The following is a 19,411-nucleotide window of genomic DNA, read 5'->3' as shown; positions in this document are numbered from 1 at the left end:
GAGAGGGTGCCAGTGGGTGCCCGTACACAGGATGTCGGGTATGCGTCAACGCATCGCAACGTTAGACAGTGCGCGAGGGCTGGCCATCCTTGGCATTCTGCTGCTCAATATCAGCGCCTTCGGTCTGTCAAAGGCTGCCTATCTTAATCCGGCCTATCTGGGCCTTCCTTCGCGGTCAGATGCCTGGACTTGGGCCATCCTCGATATAGTGGCACAGGCCAAGTTCTTATCTATTTTTGCCATTCTGTTTGGGGCGGGCCTTGAGCTATTACTTAAACGTGGCAAGGGTTGGATTCGGGCACGACTTTCCTTATTGCTATTACTGGGATTGATTCACGGTATCTTTTTCTGGGATGGAGATATCCTATTTGCTTATGGTTTGATTGGTCTGGTGTGTTGGCGAATGATTCGTGATGCCAAAGATGCCGCCAGTTTGTTGCGTACCGGTGCGGTGCTTTATTTAGTGGGTGTCGCGGTATTGCTGCTACTGGGGTTTATCACCAATGGCGAACCGGGGCGTTTTTGGCAGCCAGGGCCTGCGGATCTGCAATATGAGCAATTTTGGAAGTTGCGTGGCGGGATGGAAGCCTGGAAGAACCGGTTAGATCTGTTCTCATCCAATTTGATTGCCATCGGTGCCCAATATGGCTGGGAGCTGTCTGGCTCGATGTTATTTGGTGCTGGGTTAATGCGTTCTGGCTGGCTACGCGGTGATTTTAGCTTGCGTCACTACCGCTTGCTTGCCGCATGTTTGATACCGCTTTCACTCGTTATCCAAATACCGGGGGTGGCGCTGCAATGGGGAGTGGGTTGGGACTACCGCTGGAGCGGTTTTTTGCTGCAAGTTCCCCGTGAGTTAGGCGCTCCATTACAGGCTGTGGGCTATTTGGCTCTGCTGTATGGCGTCGCTCCGACAATATCCGGTTGGCGTGTCAGCCATTGGTTGGCACAGGTAGGGCGCATGGCCCTGAGTAATTATTTACTGCAAACATTGCTATGTACGCTGATCTTCTATCACTTCGGTTTATACCAACAACTCGACCGACTACAGCTCCTCGCGATTGTTCCACTGGTCTGGCTGTGTAATATCCTATTCTCCCTGCTATGGCTGCGCTACTTCGCTCAAGGGCCGCTCGAGTGGTTATGGCGAAAATTGACCGCCTATGCCTGCGGTCAATCGTTACAACCACGCAACACTAAGCTCTGAATGCATCTGTAAAGTAAAAAGGATTAAGCGGGTTACAAATTTGTATGTAAACGTTTTCTTTCTTGTGACGCATTTCACGTGGCAAATTCAACAAACTGGGTAGGATAGGCCACCTGCCATGCCCAGTTCACGCCAACGCGCGCATGGTTACTTATTCATAGGATAAGGTCATGGCTGCTTTGCATTCATCTGGAAATAGTATCACCATTCGTGATGTGGCCTCACGCGCTGGCGTTTCGCTGGCTACGGTATCTCGTGTCCTCAATAATAGCGCCGCTATCCGGCCAGAAACGCGGGCCGCAGTGCTGAAAGCGGTATCAGAGCTGGGTTACCGGCCAAATGCCAACGCACAAAATCTGGCAACACAGAGCAGCGATACTGTCGGTGTAGTGGTGATGGATGTCTCCGATCCCTTTTTCGGTGCGCTGGTGAAAGCGGTAGACACTGTGGCGCAACGTCATCAAAAATACCTGCTGATTGGTAATAGTTACCATCAGGCTGATAAAGAGCGCCATGCCATAGAGGTGCTACTACGTCAGCGTTGTAACTCATTGGTTGTTCACGCTAAGGCATTGAGTGACAGTGAGTTAATCGCTTTTTTAGATCAAGTTCCAGGTATGGTTTTGATTAATAGGATTATTCCTGGATTTGAGCACCGCTGTGTAGGATTAGACAATGTTAGCGGTGCGCAAATGGCGTGCCGCTTGCTGCTCAAACAAGGCCATCATCGTATCGGCTTCCTCGGTTCTAATCACCCTATTGATGACGTTACTCAGCGCCAAACGGGTTACCTAAATGCGCTTAAGGCCGCCGGTATCAGTGCTCCTGACAGTTGGCGAGCTTTTGGCACCCCGGATTTAGCTGGGGGGGAGCGTGCCATGATTGATTTGCTGGGGCGCAATTTACAGCTTAGTGCGGTATTTGCTTATAACGACTCAATGGCCGCTGGTGCGCTGGCGGTGCTGAAAGAAAACGGTATCAGTGTTCCTGAGCAGTTTTCGCTGGTGGGCTTTGATGATATCCCTATTGCCCGCTATACCAGTCCCAAATTGACCACAGTCCGTTATCCTATTGTTTCTATGGCAACTTTGGCCACGGAGCTGGCACTTGAAGGGGCCTGTCACTCGCCAGACCCGCACGCGGCTTATTGTTTTAAACCCACATTGGTGCCGCGCCATTCTGTCGCAATTTGTGGGGTCGCTCACTAGTTCGGTATTTATTCTTGTGTAACCGTTTTCAATCTGTGAGAAAATTCACAGATTCTTAACAACGGCCCGTCTATGCTCTAGTTGTTTTCTACCTGAATGTATCAATATGTCATCGGTTACCGGATAAAAAACACACGGTAGCGGGTTTTAGAATAGTAATTTACAAACACACGTTCCGCAGATGTTGAGTTTGTAAGTGGCATGGTTTTTGACGACTCAGGCGGCTTTCTCGGAGTGGAGTGCGCTCAAGGACGATAGATATTCAGTGTCAGCAGCTTTGAACGATGGGTCTTTCTCACGTTAAGGCGACGGTGTTATCACCCTGTACTACCCTACATAAACCCGGAGATACAAATGAATAAGAAGGTTTTCACATTAGCAACCCTGGTTGCCAGCATGATGTTTGGCGCGGCTGCTCAAGCTGATACCCGTATTGGTGTCACTATTTATAAATATGATGACAACTTTATGTCCGTCGTCCGTAAAGCTATCGAGAAAGATGCTAAAGCATCTCCTGACGTTACCTTACTGATGAATGACTCTCAAAATGACCAGTCCAAGCAAAACGATCAAATTGACGTATTGCTGGCTAAAGGTGTGAAAGGGCTGGCCATTAACCTGGTTGACCCAGCAGCAGCACCGGTTGTTATTGAGAAAGCCCGCGGCAACGATGTGCCTATTGTGTTCTATAACAAAGAACCTTCACGTAAGGCATTGGATAGCTACGATAAAGCTTACTATGTGGGTACTGACTCTAAAGAGTCTGGTGTTATTCAGGGTGAGCTGATCGCTAAACACTGGAAAGCCAACCCAGCATGGGATCTGAACAAAGATGGCAAAATCCAATTTGTGCTGTTGAAAGGCGAACCGGGCCATCCAGACGCTGAAGCACGTACAACTTATGTGATTAAAACGTTGAATGAAAAAGGCCTGCCGACTCAACAATTGCAGTTAGATACTGCAATGTGGGATACCGCGCAAGCTAAAGATAAAATGGATGCCTGGTTATCTGGCCCTAACGCCAACAAGATCGAAGTGGTTATTGCTAACAACGATGCGATGGCGATGGGTGCAGTCGAAGCCTTGAAAGCCCATAACAAAACCAATATTCCAGTGTTTGGTGTGGATGCCTTGCCAGAAGCGTTAGCACTGGTGAAATCAGGCCAAATGGCCGGTACCGTGTTGAACGATGCCAACAATCAGGCTAAAGCAACCTTCGATTTAGTTAAAAATCTGGCTGCTGGTAAACCTGCGGCTGAAGGCACTAAATGGAAAATCGAAAACAAAATTGTACGTATTCCGTATGTAGGCGTTGATAAAGATAACCTGGCTGAATTTACTAAATAACAGCCTGTCGTGATAGGTGGTGCCCAAAGCCGTGTTAGTGCTGAGGGTAAAGCAGTAATTATTAACCTTCTGGCCCCGATATTGGGTGACCAGCATTGGGGCGGAAGGTTTTTGCATTGATCCTTATTTTGAATATGCACTTATCGGCGGATAGGGTATTTATCTCGCAGATGAGTAGCAATTCTTAGCCAGGTATAACTATGGCCGATATTAATACAGCACAACCCCGCGAGTGGTTGCTGGAAATGAGTAATATCAATAAATCATTTCCGGGTGTAAAGGCGTTAGATAACGTAAATCTTAAAGTGCGGCCAAGTTCGATCCATGCATTAATGGGAGAAAATGGTGCAGGTAAGTCAACGCTATTAAAATGTCTGTTTGGTATCTATAAAAAAGACTCCGGGAGTATTCTCTTTCAGGGGCAAGAAATAGAATTTAAAAGCTCTAAAGAAGCATTAGAGCACGGTGTCTCTATGGTACATCAGGAATTAAACCTGGTGTTACAACGAACAGTGATGGACAACATGTGGCTGGGGCGTTACCCAACCAAAGGCTTTTTTGTCGATCAAGATAAAATGTACAAAGATACCAAAGCTATCTTTGATGAATTGGATATTGATATTGATCCCCGCGATAAAGTCGCAACATTATCAGTATCTCAAATGCAAATGATCGAGATTGCCAAGGCGTTCTCTTATAACGCCAAAATCGTCATCATGGATGAGCCGACCTCTTCATTAACCGAGAAAGAGGTTAATCATCTATTTACGATTATTCGTAAATTGAAAGAGCGCGGCTGTGGCATTGTTTATATCTCTCACAAGATGGAAGAAATATTCCAACTGTGTGATGAAATCACTATTTTACGTGATGGTCAGTGGATTACTACCCAGCCGCTGGAAGGGCTGACCATGGATCAGATAATCTCAATGATGGTGGGGCGCTCGCTGAGTCAGCGCTTCCCTGATCGCCTGAATAAGCCGGGTGAAGTCATTCTGGAAGTGAAAAATCTGACCTCGCTGCGCCAACCCTCGATCCGTGATGTCTCTTTTGATTTGCATAAAGGTGAGATTTTGGGGATTGCCGGCTTGGTTGGGGCCAAGCGCACCGATATTGTTGAAACCTTATTTGGTATCCGCGAAAAAGTGGCTGGGACCATTAAGCTACATGGCAAAAGTATTAATAACCATAGTGCCAATGAAGCCATTAATCATGGGTTTGCGCTGGTAACTGAAGAACGCCGCTCAACCGGGATTTACGCCTATCTCGATGTGGGGTTTAATTCCCTGATTGCTAATATCCGTAACTATAAAAATAAATTTGGGCTGTTAGATAATACGCGCATGAAAAGCGACACCCAATGGGTTATCGATGCGATGCGGGTAAAAACACCGGGTCACCGTACCAATATTGGCTCTTTATCCGGTGGTAATCAGCAGAAAGTAATTATTGGCCGTTGGCTACTGACTCAACCAGAAATATTAATGTTGGATGAGCCGACTCGGGGTATTGATGTCGGTGCTAAGTTTGAAATCTATCAGTTAATGACTGAATTAGCGAAGAAAGACAAAGGGATTATTATTATCTCTTCTGAAATGCCTGAGCTATTAGGGATCACTGACAGAATTTTAGTAATGAGTAATGGTCAGGTTGCGGGAATTGTTGATACTAAGCAAACCACGCAAAATGAAATATTACGTCTTGCATCCTTGCATCTCTAATCTAGTCGAAGGTTCTTATTATGAATGCGTTAAATAAGAAAAGTATGCTCACTTACCTTAAAGAGAGCGGGATTTATGTGGTGTTGTTCGTATTACTGGCAATTATTATTGTTAAGGACCCGACGTTTTTAAGTCTGATGAACTTAAGTAACATTCTGACCCAATCATCGGTGCGTATTATTATCGCACTGGGCGTGGCGGGGCTGATTGTTACCCAAGGGACCGACCTGTCAGCCGGCCGTCAGGTAGGCTTGGCGGCAGTAGTTGCGGCAACCATGTTGCAAGCAATGGATAACGTTAATAAAGTTTTCCCTGATTTGCACACTGTACCGATTCCGATTGTTATCTTAACCGTCTGTCTGATTGGTGCGATTATTGGTTTGGTCAACGGTATTATCATTGCTTACCTGAATGTGACACCATTTATTACCACATTAGGTACTATGATTATCGTCTACGGGATTAACTCCCTGTATTACGATTTCGTTGGTGCATCACCGATTGCAGGTTTTGATCCGGCATTCTCAACCTTTGCACAAGGGTTCCTGCGGTTTGGTGATTTCAAACTGTCTTATATTACCTTCTATGCTTTGATTGCTATAGGCTTTGTTTGGGTGCTGTGGAATAAAACTCGCTTTGGTAAGAATATTTTTGCCATCGGCGGTAACCCAGAAGCGGCAAAAGTTTCTGGTGTGAATGTGCCACTAAACTTGATCATGATCTATGCCTTGTCAGGTGTGTTCTATGCCTTCGGTGGTATGTTGGAAGCAGGCCGTATCGGCAGTGCGACTAACAACCTTGGCTTCATGTACGAGCTGGATGCGATTGCCGCTTGTGTGGTGGGTGGGGTGTCCTTTAGTGGTGGTGTCGGTACCGTTATCGGCGTAGTGACAGGGGTAATTATCTTTACCGTTATTAACTACGGATTAACCTATATCGGTGTGAACCCTTATTGGCAGTATATTATTAAAGGTGCGATCATTATCTTTGCCGTCGCATTAGATTCACTGAAATACGCTAAGAAGAAATAATCGGCTATTGTGAATTAACGTAACAGCCAGTCAGGGGTAAACCCGGCTGGCTGTTCTGTTATGGGTGTCACTTTTATCCACGTCATTTCGTCAAATTTGTCGATATCAATGGCGCTATTGGCTTAATGGGCTGGATTTCGCAGATAAATAATCCAATAAGTCAGGCCAACCAATAAGCCTCCACCAATAATATTGCCGATTGTCACAGGAATAAGATTATCGATAATAAAGTTGTTTAGGGTCAGAGCGGAAAACTGATCGGGGGTAGCATTAATTGATAACCAGAACGCCGGTGATGCATAATCGCGGATGACAATAGCTAACGGGATCAAAAACATATTAGCGATACTGTGCTCAAAACCGCTGGCGACAAACATGCTAATAGGCAGTAACATCACCACAATTTTATCCGTCAAAGTATGGCCGGAATAACTCATCCATACCGCCAGGCAGACCATCAGATTGGCCAGAATCCCCAAACAAACCGCTTCTACAAACGTATGATGTAATTTGTGTTCGGCAGTTTGCAGCACATTCAAGCCCCATAAACCATTTGCCGCTGTATGCTGACCGGCAAACCAGATCAGTGCCACAAAGAACAGTGCGCCAATAAGATTACCAAAATAGACGTTCACCCAATTGCAGATTAATTGCCGCCAACTGATTTTGCCACTGGCTTTAGCCACCACAATGAGTACTGTGGATGTGAACAAATCAGCCCCACAAATAATCACTAAAATCAGGCCGAGAGAAAAACACAGGCCACCTACCAACTTTGCCAACCCAAATGCCACCACGCCAGCGGTGCCGGTTGTGGCTGTAATGTAGAAGACAAAAGCGATAGAGATGAATACACCGGCAGTCATGGCTAAATAAAAGGTGGTGGCCGGATTCTTAGTGGCTTTATATATACCGACTTGCTCTGCCAGTTTTGCCATATCAACCGGAAGTCGCAGATCAAAGGGATTTTCAATGCTCATTGATAACTCCTTACTTATTATTTTATCGGTGTAGGGGAATGAAAACTAATATTAATAAATTATTTTTCTGACCTAAATGTAATGCATTTTTCATACCAGAGATTCATTGAGTGATTTTACTGTGGTATTTTGTATCTTCCCTAAAATTGGTTTTTTTCTGGATCAGATATTAATACTTATTTTTATTTTCGATATGTATTTATTTATATAGCGCTGGTTGTCATTTGATGTTCCATGTAGGGCGAGTATCACATGTAACCTAATGTTTTTATTTATCTTACGATGTAAATGAGACGTGATTTCAACTGATTGGTAAGATGGACAAATTACGGAGAAATAGTTTGTTAACCCAGATCAAGCTTATCGTCTGTTGATATATATTTGTTCAGTTTAATACCTTAAAGTAGTGATCATTTTTCTGGGCTTAATAACGACGTTTATGGATAGAGCAAAAAAACTACCCCGTCCCACATTGGCTCAAGTTTGGCAAGATACACTGTTCACGGTATCAAAAAAGTTATTATTGCTACGGGATATAACCGATTTAGTTAATGAACTCAGAAAGCTCTCTTTTTCTGTGGTGCGTTTTCAGCGGGTCAATTTATTACTGCTTAACCCTCTTTATAACCAAAATACCCTTTATACCCATGACGATGCGACCAACAAGGTGCAGGGATCGCAAAATATCTTGTTTGCCGAAGGCCCCGGTGGCTTAGCCTGGCAGCAGCAGACGCCTTTGCAGACTGACCATCGCCGTATGCAAAGGGAGTTTTCTGCTGTTTGTGATTTGACACCTTATCAGGCATTGCACTCCGGCTGCCATTTCCCCTTGGGTCATGACAATCACTGGTCAGGCTGTATCGAATTTATTAAAACTGATGACAGTGAGTTTGATGAACAAGCAGTTACTTTTCTGGGATTACTGGCAGATGTAGTAGCAATCGCCGTTGATAATATTGCTGAAATCAATCGGGCATTTTCCGAGCGTGAAAAACTGCGCTTTGAGCGCGACCACTACCGAATTTTAGTAGATGTGACCAATACGGTTATTTCTAAGCTGGATTTGGATGTATTAGCGGCAGAAGTCTCAAAAGAGATACATCGATTTTTTAATATTGATTACATTAGCTTAGCGCTCTGTGGTACCCATAAGGATAAAAATAAGTTAAATGTATTTTCTACCCGCTACCAGAGTGGCAAGGCCGTACAGTATCAGCAGGCATGGGTGGATATTACCGGCACTTTGGCTGGGCAGGTTTTACAGAGTAAAACGTTATTGCTGGTTAATTTGGCTGATATCTCTCTTTTGGCACCGGACGATAAGCAACTGGCAAATATGCTGGATGAAGGGTTACAAGTTGTTTGCCTGTTGCCGCTTTTTTTCGGCTACAAAATGTTAGGTGTTTTGAAACTGGCACAATGTCAGAGTGATATCTTCACTGATAGCAATGTAAAACTGTTGCGTCAAATTGCGGCGCGTATTGCCATTGCTGTTGATAACGCTCTGGCCTACAACGAAATTACCCGCCTAAAAGATTCGTTGGTAAATGAAAATCTCTATCTAACGGATCAAATTATTCATAATGGAGAGTTTGGCGAGATAATCGGTAATAGTGCAGGGATTAAAGCGGTACTGGAACAAGTTGAGATGGTGGCCTCCAGTGATTGTACCGTATTGATTCTGGGGGAAACCGGCACCGGTAAGGAGCTGATTGCCCGGGCTATTCATAATTTGAGTACCCGCAAGAATAAACGCATGGTGAAAATGAACTGTGCAGCCATTCCATCGGGTTTGATGGAAAGTGATCTGTTCGGTCATGAGAAGGGGGCTTATACCGGCGCATCATCACAACGTATTGGCCGGTTTGAAATGGCTGACGGCGGCACACTATTTCTTGATGAAGTGGGCGATATTCCTCTGGAACTACAGCCTAAATTATTGCGTGTATTACAGGAGCGGGAAATAGAACGTCTTGGCGGCAGTAAAATTATTCCGGTGGATGTTCGCCTGATTGCTGCGACCAATCGTGATTTAAAATTGATGATGGTGAATCGCGAATACCGCAGCGACCTCTATTATCGGCTTAATGTTTTTCCGATTGTGATCCCTCCGCTGCGTGAGCGGCCGGAAGATATTCCGTTGTTGGTAAAATTCTTTACTCAAAAAATAGCCAAACGGATGAATCGCACTATCGACACAATTCCTGGTGAAACATTACGTTTGCTCAGCCGTTTACCGTGGCCGGGCAATATTCGTGAATTGGAAAATGTTATTGAGCGGGCGGTCATCCTTAGCCGTGGCACTACGCTGAATTTGCAGTTACAAGAGTTGGAATATCATTTGTCGCCGCTAGAGGCTACTAAACCTGTGGCAGAAAGGGTTGTGCATAAAACCTTATTACCCGAAAGTGAAGAGCCTGAATCTTCAGAGTCTGAGCGCGCGCGAATTGTTCGAGTATTACGTGAAACCAATGGCGTGGTTGCAGGCCCAAAAGGGGCCGCCATTAAGTTAGGGCTAAAACGCACCACCTTGTTATCACGGATGCAGCGGCTAGGAATATCAGTCAAAAGTATCGAAGATGAAGATGGGATGGATTAACTCATTTATTTGCTACGAATAAAACTAATATCTATTTACCGAATACCGTGTGGAACCAAGCAGTGCCAAACCCTTCTACCTGCGAGGCGCCGCGAACAAAGCCAGTCTGGGCGCGCTCAGCGCACAGCCACCGGAGTGTACATAAGTACATGGCGGTGGCGAGCACTGCGTAAACCCAGAATGGCAAAGCGCAGTAGCCGTTAACCGATCAGCCCACTTCGGCTTCTCTACGTAACCGCGCCTTCAATTGGCTATACTCTTGTTGTACATAGTTTTCTGCCCACGTCTGATCCGAAATGGCTTCCAGTTTCACCGCACAATATTTATATTCCGGTGTTTTGGAAATTGGATCCAGATGGTCCAGCGTCAGCTCATTACAGGCACCAATCCACCACTGGTAGGTCATATATACCGCACCGACATTAATGCGTTCACTGACTGAGACCCGCGTGATAACTTTACCGCGACGGGATTCTACCCATACCAGTTGTTGATCCTGCAAGCGCATTTTATCCGCATCCTGCGGGCTGATTTGCACATAACCCGGTTCATCGGCCAGCGTTTGCAGTGCGGAACAGTTGCCAGTCATCGAACGGCAGGAGTAGTGGCCGACCTCACGCACGGTACACAACACCAACGGATATTGCTCATCCACCAGTTCCATTGGCGCACGCCATTCACTGGCAAATAACAACCCTTTGCCTCCAGGGCGGTCAAACTTATTACCGGCATATAACCAGGGTGTACCGTGGCTATCTTCAGTGGTACATGGCCATGGGATATAGCCCAAACCAGCCATTTTCTCGTAGGTTGCGCCATAGTACAGCGGGCACAACTCACGCAGTTCATCCCAAATCTCTTTGGTATTGTTATATTTCATCGGATAGCCGAGTGCGGTCGCCATCAGACTAATAATTTCCCAATCTGGTTTTACATCACCTTGTGGTTCAACCGCTTTTTCAAACCGCTGGAAACCACGGTCTGCCGCGGAATAGACCCCTTCATGTTCACCCCATGAGGTAGCGGGGAAGATAACATCTGCTTCGGCTGCGGTTTTGGTCATAAAGATATCTTGCACAATCAGCAGTTCTAATTCGCTGAAGGCTTCGCGCATCATGGACAAATCCGGTTCGGTCTGGAGTGGATCTTCGCCCATCACGTAGTTGGCTTTAATTTTCCCCTCTTTCACTTTATGCGGAACATCGGTCAGCGAGTAACCGACTTTACCGGATAGGGATGGTACCCCCCAGGCTTTGGCAAATTTTTCCAGTGTGGCGGGATCGGTCACAGATTGATAACCCGGATACATATTTGGCAATGCGCCCATATCGCAGGCACCCTGCACGTTGTTTTGCCCGCGTACCGGGCCAACACCGACATTCGGGCGGCCCAGATTACCAGTTAACAGTGCCAGTCCTGACAGCCCTTTCACGACATCTACGCCCTGGCCCCACTGGGTGACACCCATCCCCCACAAGATAGTGGCTGAAGGGGCGGCGGCATAGATACGCATGGCTTCACGAATTGATTTCGCCGGTAGGCCAGTAATGCTTTCGACATATTCCGGGGTGTATTTGGCGACGATTTCACGGTACTCGTCGAAACCCTCGGTATAGCGGGAGACATAATCTTTATCGTACAGCTCTTCAGTGATCAACACATTGGCAAAGGCATTCACCAGTGCCATATTGGAGCCGTTTTTCAGGGGTAACCACAGATCCGCAATACGCGCCGTTTCGATATGGCGTGGATCGCAGACAATTACTTTCGCGCCTTTTTCTTTGGCTTTCAGAATACGGCGGGCCACGATCGGATGGGAGTCAGCGGCGTTGTAGCCAAACACTAAAATACATTTGGTATCTTCAATCTCACAGATTGAATTACTCATCGCGCCATTACCCAATGTCACTTGCAACCCGGCGACCGACGGGCCGTGGCAAACACGGGCGCAGCAGTCAATGTTGTTGCTGCCGGTAACCGCACGGGCAAATTTCTGCATCACATAGTTGGTTTCATTACCAGGGCCACGGGATGAACCGGTATGCATAATGGCTTCCGGGCCATATTTCTCTTTGATTGCCCGCAATTTACTGCTAGCAAATTCAATCGCTTCATCCCAAGATACCGCCTCCAGCTTGCCGCCTTTTTGGCGACGGATCATCGGCTGTTTAAGGCGCGGAGTTAGCAATTTGGTGTCATTGAGAAAGTCCCAGCCATAGTAGCCTTTCAGGCAGAGTTCGCCCTGATTGGTGACGCCATTTGCGCCTTCAGCGCCAATAACTTTGCCATTTTCGACCAGTAAATTGATTTTGCAGCCGGAGCCGCAGTAAGGACAGACAGTGAGTGCCTTGTGCATATTAATCATCCTTCGTTTTTGGAGCCGCAGCGGTGTTAGCTGCTCTCGTTCACCCGAATCACTGACCTGAGTCAGCTCATCGGGATTATGAGCCTCTAATGAGACTCACCCTGCGGGCCAGCGCAAGCGATGTTCAACATGGTTTACAACCAAGTTGTCGCTCAATTGCTGCCTTGCTGCAACACCAATTACTTTGGGTCATCCTTCGTTTTTGGAGCCGCAGCCTTATTGACTAAAAGCTCATTTCGTTGGCTTCATCCAAAGCAGCGCGCATCTGTTTTTTGCGTAACATAGCCTGCATGGTGTCGCGGCCAATCATGTGCAGCGCCTGTGTTGGGCAAACGGAGATACACGCCGGCCCGGCGGCTTGCCCTTCGCACAAATCACATTTCTGTGCTTCGGCTTTCAGGCAGAATCCTTGTGAGAGGCCGTTAAACATCACTTCGACCTGTTTGGTCACGACGCTCATCGCACCATACGGGCAGGCAACGACACAGGTTTTGCAGCCAATGCATTTTTCCTGCAACACTTGAATACTGTCCGCTGCCCGAACAATTGCGCCGTTCGGGCAAACATTGGCGCAAGGTGCATCTTCACAGTGCCGACACATAATGGCGGTACTGACATTTAGCCCTTTAACCACCTTCAGCCGAGGCGCGAAATTGGCTTTAGTTAGCGTGTCCAGCTTGCCACCGTTGTGTGCCAGCACGCAGGCCACCTCACAGGTGCGGCAGCCAATACACTTTTTGGGGTCTGCGATTATGAACCGGTTCATTGTGTTCTCTCCTTCCCCTTCATCTTTCAGGTTGCGGGTGTGTTGGCTGCACTCGCTTACCCGAATCACTTACTTGAGTAAGCTCATCGGGACTCACTCGCTTGCCGCCTTCCTGCACCTTGAAATCTATTGGGGATAAATACCTTCATCTTTCAAGTTGCAGGTGTGTTGGCTGCACTTGCTTACCCGAATCACTTACTTGAGTAAGCTCATCGGGACTCACTCGCTTACCGCCTTCCTGCACCTTGAAATCTATTGGGGATAAATTGATAGATCTGGCAGATTCACGTTTAGAACAGCTAATCTGGCTCATTACCCTACATACTGCATGGTTTATGCCAACTTGAAATGGTGGCGTAAAAGTGGATGAATATGATTGTTTTATAAAGGATTAGTGGATATTGATGCGGGAGGGAATATTAACAGGAAACTGTCGGCAGGCATGACGTCGGCAAAATTGACGACGGCATGCCGTCATTTAGCTATAAATGCGCGAAACCGCCGTCACCTTGCCAGAGTGGCAGTTGTTGATACACCGTTTCTACCGCCTGTTTTACTGGCTCGGTCATTGGGAAGTAAAACGCCACTAAGGTGGGTTGAATCCCCACAAAAATGACTTCGCTAATATCTTCCTTTAACTGATCAATTAGAAAGTTGAGCGGCAGATTATGGGTGCTCATGATAAACATTTCGGCAATTCGCTCAGGATCAATAATGCGAATCTCACCCGGCGGCAGCTCCATATCGGCAGCATCGACAATAACTAACCGTGTCGGTTGCAACGCACGAATACGATGCACGACATTTTCCGGTGCCGAACCACCGTCAATTACCTGCCAGTCAATCAATGGTTGTTGTGTCATGCGTTCAGCCAGTAACGGGCCTGCACCGTCATCGCCCATCATGCTGTTGCCAACGGTTAACACCAGATTGAGGGCGGTGGTGTGAGTGGCGGAGGGATGTGGCATGTTCATGGGCGGCGTTTCACCATTAAATAGATGGCCGGTTCCTGCTCGATATCGTACAGGGTTTGCAGCAGTTGTTGGCTCCATGGCTGGTGGAGCGAGGCGGGGTCTTCAGCCAGCGGCGCGAAGGCTTTTGCCAATAATTGGGTATGGGTACTGTCGATGGTGATTTCACCAAACTTCAGTAAGCCTGCCATCTTGCGGTGAGCCTCGCCGGCGGGCAACTGACCAAACCATTGTTCATATTCTGCCAGTGGGCATTCCATGATGGCTTTTAAGCAATCAATCACCCCCACATGGTGGCCGATAGCCAGTGAGTAATACATCACTTGCTGTGCTTGCTCGGGCATATCGTCATCACTGTCGAGGAACTTCTGATTCAGTGCATAAAAAATAACCTTAGCGGACATCTCTCTTGCCTCCCGCCAGTTGTATTTGGGCAATGTGTTGCAAGCTGGCGAATATCTCGCTCAAACGCGGATCATCTTGTTGGCGCAGGTAGTGCTGGCAGCGCTGTTCAAATTCCGGTAATGGCTGATTGACCAGCAGCGACAAGAAACTGTCGGTGATTTCCCGCCCCTGGCGATAACCGGCCATACGGCGCGCTTCACGTTCCAACAGCACTCGTAGGTTGAGCGGGGCATCGGGATGGATCAGCGCGACACGTTCATCGGCAGTTTCCTGATGCTCTTCGCCTTTCAGTTTTTGCTCCAGCAGACCCAATGCCACGGCAAAACCATAGATGGTTGCGGCTGGGGTCGGCGGGCAACCGGGAATGTACACATCAATCGGTACGATGGTATCGCTGCCACCCCAGACACAGTACAGGTCATGGAAGATGCCACCACCACAACCACACGCGCCGTAAGAAACGCAGATTTTTGGATCCGGGGCCGATTCATAGGCCCGTAGCGCAGGTGCGCGCATGGCGCGAGTGACCGCGCCGGTAAACAGCAAAATGTCTGCGTGGCGTGGCGAGGCGACTACTTTGATACCAAAGCGCTCGGTGTCGAACAGTGGGGTGATTGAGGAGAAAATCTCAATCTCACAGCCGTTGCAGCCACCACAATCCACCCGATAGACATAAGCGGAGCGCTTGATATCTTTCAATAACTTACTTTTTAACTGGGCTACCGAGGGATCAAGTGCGATCGGCTGGCTAACATGGTGCCCCCAACCCGGTTTCAATGAATGTGGTTGGCTCATAGCTTGCCCCTCCCTTCGCTGTGCTGATCCAGCATGACGTTGTTATTAATAACGATATTCTGCTTGCGCTTACACTCAGGGCAAGTTTCAAAATGTGGCCGCTGCTGCTCGACATCATCGGCCGCCATCCCGGAATGAATCAGCAGTGCCATGACATAATCCACTTCTTTTTTGGGTGCAAAGGGTTGCTGGCATTGCTGGCAATGGGTAAGGGTAAAACTGGCGCGCTGATATAAATCCGCTTTGTTGAAGACGGCCAGTTCAAACTCTTGCGATAACACAATGGCGCGGGTCGGGCAGACTTCCTCACAGCGGCCACAAAAAATGCAACGCCCGAGAAATAACTGCCACTGACGAGTGCCACTAGCAAGATCGGTTTCCATGGTGAGTGCATTGGCAGGGCAGGCCATGGTACAAGCGCCACAGGCGATACATTGCTCGGCATCATATTGCGGTTTGCCGCGAAAACCGTGGCTGACCTCAAGCGGCTTAAACGGATATTTCACCGTGGTGTCGCCCACTTTCAGGATGGTTTTAAACAGTTTTAACATTCTTCATCCCTCTATTTGAGCGGCGAATGAGTGCGCTCAATGCCATAACGCTCGATCTCTTTGTACGGCACGGTGACGGATTTTTGCTTGCGCACATCCACCAGAGTGACCCGGTCAGTACAGGAGTAGCAGGGATCGAGGCTGCCGATAATCAGTGGCGCATCGGAGACGGTATTGCCGCGCAACATATAACGCAGCACTGGCCAATTGGCGTAAGTTGCCGCACGGCAGCGCCAGCGGAACAGCTTCTGGTTGTCGCCGGTCATGCTCCAATGCACATCTTCGCCACGTGGTGCTTCTGAGAATCCGAGGGCGAACTTGTAAGGTTGGTAATTGACTTTTTCTTCCAGTAGCGGCCCGCCCGGCATATGGTTCAGGCCATATTCAATCATCACCAGCGAGTCAAAGAATTCGCGCACCCGCACCAGCAGGCGGGAGTGGACATCGCAGCCATCGAGGGTAAACAACTCTTTGGGCACATTGGCATAGTTGGCGTAGCTGTGGTCATGGCGCATATCGCGCGCATAGCCACTGGCACGGATCATTGGGCCGACCGGGCTGAAATCGCGGGCGATTTTGCGATCAAGCAGGCCCACCCCCACGGTGCGTTGTTCGATATTGGCGGTGCTCATCAACATATCCACCAACTGGCCGATATCGGCACGCATCTCCGATACCAATTGCAGCGTTTTGATACGATCCGCTTTCAGAATATCGCGGCGTACGCCACCAATCAGATTCAGACCGTAGGTTTTACGTGCGCCAGTGAGCATCTCAGCAATTGTCATCGCTTTTTCACGCACGCGGAAGAACTGCATAAAACCGGTATCGAAACCAACAAAGTGACACGACAAACCGATATTGAGCAGATGGCTGTGCAGCCGCTCTACTTCAAGCAAAATGGTGCGGATCATCTGCGCCCGAGGCGGCACGATAATGCCCAAGGCATTCTCAATGGAAGAGGTGTAGGCCACGCTGTGGGTAAAGCCACAAATGCCGCAGATGCGATCTGACAAGAAGGTAACATCGTTGTAACCCATACGAGTTTCAGCCAGTTTTTCCATGCCGCGATGGACATAAAACAGGCGGTAATCGGCATCAATAATATCTTCGCCGTCGACAAACAGCCGGAAGTGACCCGGTTCGTCAGAGGTAATATGCATTGGGCCAATAGGCACCACCCGGCTACTGCTACCGGCTTCGTTTTCAAACTGATAGGTTTCCGTATCGCTGGTGGGTGTGGGGCGTTGGCGATAGTCCATGGTGTCTTTGCGCAGCGGATAGAGATCATCCGGCCAATCATCGGGCAGCACTAAACGGCGCTCATCAGGCAGGCCAACCGGTTGCAGACCATACATATCGCGCACTTCACGCTCGCCCCAGACGGCGGCGGGTACTCGGGGTGTGACTGATGGGAACTCTGGTCGTTCAGGGCTGATAAGTGCTTTGACAATCACCCAGCACTTATCGCCATACTGTTTACCGGTCTCTTCGCCATATTGTTCACGGCCTTCCATCGACAGCACATAGTAAATGGCAAAATAGCCATTCAAGCTGCGTTCATCATTACCAAACAGCACCGACAACCAGCCACCTTGTTGATAGTAAAGGTGCTCTACCACATCGGGCAGGCTATTTAGTTTGATGGTAATGGTCAGTTGATCTGGGGTTTGCCACTCTTCATCTAAAATTGCCGCAGGAAATTGTTCACGCAGGCGGGCTACATAGGCCGCACCCAGCTTTTCACCGCTGTGTGGATGGCTTGAAACCGGTTGACCTGAAACCGGCTGACCTGAAACCGGAATAGCTGAAATAGGGGTTTCGCGAGTCACGTTACATCTCCTGACGATTCGGGGTTAGTTGCACCGCACTATGGCTCTGTGCAACGGATGGAATGGGCTGAGTTACGGGCTGCGGTGGGGAAAGGTGCTGCCACGGCAGCATAAATTGTTGCTGGGTTGGCTCACTGCCATCGTTATTGAGAACAATCTGGGCCGCATCGGTCAATAAACGGGTCACTGGGGCCGGAATATGCACGCCAAGCAACAGCATCAACAGCAACAGTATCGCCATCGGTGCGGTGGTCAGAATACCCAGTTCGCCTTTGCTGACCGCTGCCGGTGGTGTTCCCAGCACGGTGTTGGCAATCATGCGTACCAATCCGGCCAGTACCAGTGTTAGCAGCAAGAGCAGGGCGATAACCAGCCAAATATGGCCGGCATTAATTGCGGCAGCCACCACCATAAATTCACTGATAAACACGTTAAATGGCGGCATCCCAGCCAGCGCTAATGCGCCACCGGCCAGTAACACCGCAGTCAGCGGTGCGACGCGGATAATGCCTTTAATCGCGCCCATATCCCGCGTGCCGTATTTCAATAACACATTGCCGGAACCACAGAACAGCAAGGTCTTAGCCAGGCTGTGATTCAAGGTGTGAAACAGTGCTGCCAGCACGCCTAGCGGGCCACCAATGCCCAGTGCAACAGCAATTAACCCCATATTCTCGACGCTGGAATAGGCCAGTAAACGCTTCATATCGCGCTGTGCCAGAATAAAGAAGGCGGATACTGCAACCGACATCATGCCGAACACCAACAGCAGCATTTGTGGGAAATGTGGCCCGATGGCAGCGCTGATAATGATGTAGTAACGGATGATAACCAGTAGGGCGCAGTTGAGCAGCACGGCGGATAACAGGGCGCTGGTGGGGCTGGGGGCTTCACTGTGGGCATCCGGTAGCCACGAATGCATTGGGAACAGCCCGGTCTTAGTACCGAAGCCAATCAGGATAAAGACAAACGCCAGATGCATCAGGCTGGGGTCCAGCTCTTTAGCGTGCTCGGAAACCACAGTCCAGAAGATGGCACTGCCCGGATCTGCCAGCACATTCGCAGCATTGGCATATACCAGCACCGTGCCGTACAGCCCGAATGCCACACCGACAGTACAGATAATAATGTATTTCCACGCCGCCTCCAGTGAGGAGCGCTGCCCGTATAATCCCACCAAAAAGGCTGAACTGAGGGTGGTGGCTTCAATACCAACCCACATCAGGATCAGGTTATTACTGGTGACCACCAACAGCATGGTGAACAGGAACAGATGGAAGAAACCGTAGTAATTGCACAGTGTGCCAACCGTGATTTCGCCGTTATTCACTTCATGGCGCATATAACCAAGGGAATAGATACCGGTGATAAAGCCGATAATGCCCAGAATAGCGAGGAACAGCGCACTGAGACTATCGATATGCAGCCAGTTGTGCGCCGCCAGAATTTCCCCGCCCAGCGCAACTCGGCACACTACCGTCAGCGCCACCACCAGCAACAGCGTGATGCCGGTAAAATGCACCCAAGTGGTTGCCATCCGTGCGGCACTGCCTAACGCCCGGCAAGCAAACGCGAGCAATGAGGCTATCAGAGGTATCGCCAGCAGCAACAACAGCAGGTCAGTATTACTCAT

At 48.6% G+C, this 19,411-nt stretch carries 15 protein-coding genes; 6 read left to right on the top strand and 9 right to left on the bottom strand.

The features are described from left to right. Nucleotides 1-40 precede the first annotated feature (40 nt). From yeiB to mglC, 5 genes are all read left to right on the top strand, one after another. Nucleotides 41-1,207 (top strand): DUF418 domain-containing protein YeiB, encoded by a 1,167-nt coding sequence (gene yeiB, locus A6J67_RS18165; protein ID WP_050297525.1) that lies wholly within the window; start codon nucleotides 41-43, stop codon nucleotides 1,205-1,207. A gap of 170 nt (nucleotides 1,208-1,377) precedes the next feature. Then, nucleotides 1,378-2,415, top strand: a complete 1,038-nt coding sequence (gene galS, locus A6J67_RS18160) for an HTH-type transcriptional regulator GalS (RefSeq protein WP_005187588.1) — start codon at nucleotides 1,378-1,380, stop codon at nucleotides 2,413-2,415. Nucleotides 2,416-2,769: 354 nt separating this feature from the next. Further along, on the top strand, nucleotides 2,770-3,762 hold the full coding sequence (gene mglB, locus A6J67_RS18155; RefSeq protein ID WP_005187589.1) for a galactose/glucose ABC transporter substrate-binding protein MglB: 993 nt from the start codon (nucleotides 2,770-2,772) through the stop codon (nucleotides 3,760-3,762). A gap of 200 nt (nucleotides 3,763-3,962) precedes the next feature. Then, complete coding sequence (gene mglA, locus A6J67_RS18150) at nucleotides 3,963-5,483, top strand: galactose/methyl galactoside ABC transporter ATP-binding protein MglA (RefSeq protein ID WP_005187591.1); 1,521 nt, start codon at nucleotides 3,963-3,965, stop codon at nucleotides 5,481-5,483. 20 nt (nucleotides 5,484-5,503) lie between these two features. Next, nucleotides 5,504-6,514 carry a galactose/methyl galactoside ABC transporter permease MglC gene (gene mglC / locus A6J67_RS18145; RefSeq protein ID WP_005187595.1) on the top strand — a complete coding sequence of 337 codons (1,011 nt, stop codon included), beginning with the start codon at nucleotides 5,504-5,506 and terminating at the stop codon, nucleotides 6,512-6,514. Nucleotides 6,515-6,636: 122 nt separating this feature from the next. Here mglC and focA read toward each other — a convergent pair whose 3' ends face one another. Further along, the gene (gene focA / locus A6J67_RS18140) at nucleotides 6,637-7,494 is read right to left on the bottom strand and encodes a formate transporter FocA (protein ID WP_050088187.1); all 858 of its coding nucleotides are present in this window, start codon (nucleotides 7,492-7,494) and stop codon (nucleotides 6,637-6,639) included. Between the two features lie 439 nt (nucleotides 7,495-7,933). Here focA and flhA point away from each other — a divergent pair, with 439 nt between their 5' ends. Continuing rightward, nucleotides 7,934-10,093, top strand: coding sequence for a formate hydrogenlyase transcriptional activator FlhA (gene flhA / locus A6J67_RS18135; RefSeq protein ID WP_080608311.1), 2,160 nt, complete (start codon nucleotides 7,934-7,936; stop codon nucleotides 10,091-10,093). A 208-nt stretch (nucleotides 10,094-10,301) separates the two neighbouring features. Here the strand turns inward: flhA and fdhF are convergent, their stop codons facing one another. From fdhF to A6J67_RS18095, 8 genes are all read right to left on the bottom strand, one after another. After that, nucleotides 10,302-12,449, bottom strand: coding sequence for a formate dehydrogenase subunit alpha (gene fdhF, locus A6J67_RS18130; RefSeq protein WP_080608310.1), 2,148 nt, complete (start codon nucleotides 12,447-12,449; stop codon nucleotides 10,302-10,304). 232 nt (nucleotides 12,450-12,681) lie between these two features. Continuing rightward, nucleotides 12,682-13,224, bottom strand: coding sequence for a 4Fe-4S binding protein (locus A6J67_RS18125; RefSeq protein ID WP_032906839.1), 543 nt, complete (start codon nucleotides 13,222-13,224; stop codon nucleotides 12,682-12,684). A gap of 482 nt (nucleotides 13,225-13,706) precedes the next feature. Continuing rightward, nucleotides 13,707-14,192 carry a hydrogenase maturation peptidase HycI gene (hycI, locus tag A6J67_RS18120; RefSeq protein ID WP_050297565.1) on the bottom strand — a complete coding sequence of 162 codons (486 nt, stop codon included), beginning with the start codon at nucleotides 14,190-14,192 and terminating at the stop codon, nucleotides 13,707-13,709. A 2-nt stretch (nucleotides 14,193-14,194) separates the two neighbouring features. Continuing rightward, nucleotides 14,195-14,599 (bottom strand): formate hydrogenlyase maturation HycH family protein, encoded by a 405-nt coding sequence (locus tag A6J67_RS18115; RefSeq protein WP_032906840.1) that lies wholly within the window; start codon nucleotides 14,597-14,599, stop codon nucleotides 14,195-14,197. Then, entirely contained in the window at nucleotides 14,589-15,395 is an 807-nt protein-coding gene (locus tag A6J67_RS18110) for an NADH-quinone oxidoreductase subunit B family protein (protein ID WP_032906841.1), read from the bottom strand. The genes A6J67_RS18115 and A6J67_RS18110 overlap by 11 nt, the downstream gene beginning before the upstream one ends. Beyond that, nucleotides 15,392-15,946, bottom strand: coding sequence for a hydrogenase 4 subunit H (gene hyfH / locus A6J67_RS18105; RefSeq protein ID WP_050297523.1), 555 nt, complete (start codon nucleotides 15,944-15,946; stop codon nucleotides 15,392-15,394). Before hyfH ends, A6J67_RS18110 begins: the two co-directional genes overlap by 4 nt. Before the next feature lie 11 nt (nucleotides 15,947-15,957). Continuing rightward, entirely contained in the window at nucleotides 15,958-17,778 is a 1,821-nt protein-coding gene (locus A6J67_RS18100; protein WP_072088653.1) for an NADH-quinone oxidoreductase subunit C, read from the bottom strand. A gap of 1 nt (nucleotide 17,779) precedes the next feature. Then, the gene (locus tag A6J67_RS18095; protein ID WP_005187624.1) at nucleotides 17,780-19,411 is read right to left on the bottom strand and encodes a hydrogenase 4 subunit F; all 1,632 of its coding nucleotides are present in this window, start codon (nucleotides 19,409-19,411) and stop codon (nucleotides 17,780-17,782) included.

It is taken from the genome of Yersinia sp. FDAARGOS_228 (assembly GCF_002073315.2).
GTDB lineage: Bacteria > Pseudomonadota > Gammaproteobacteria > Enterobacterales > Enterobacteriaceae > Yersinia > Yersinia intermedia.
This window is presented reverse-complemented; position numbering and strand designations above follow the sequence as displayed.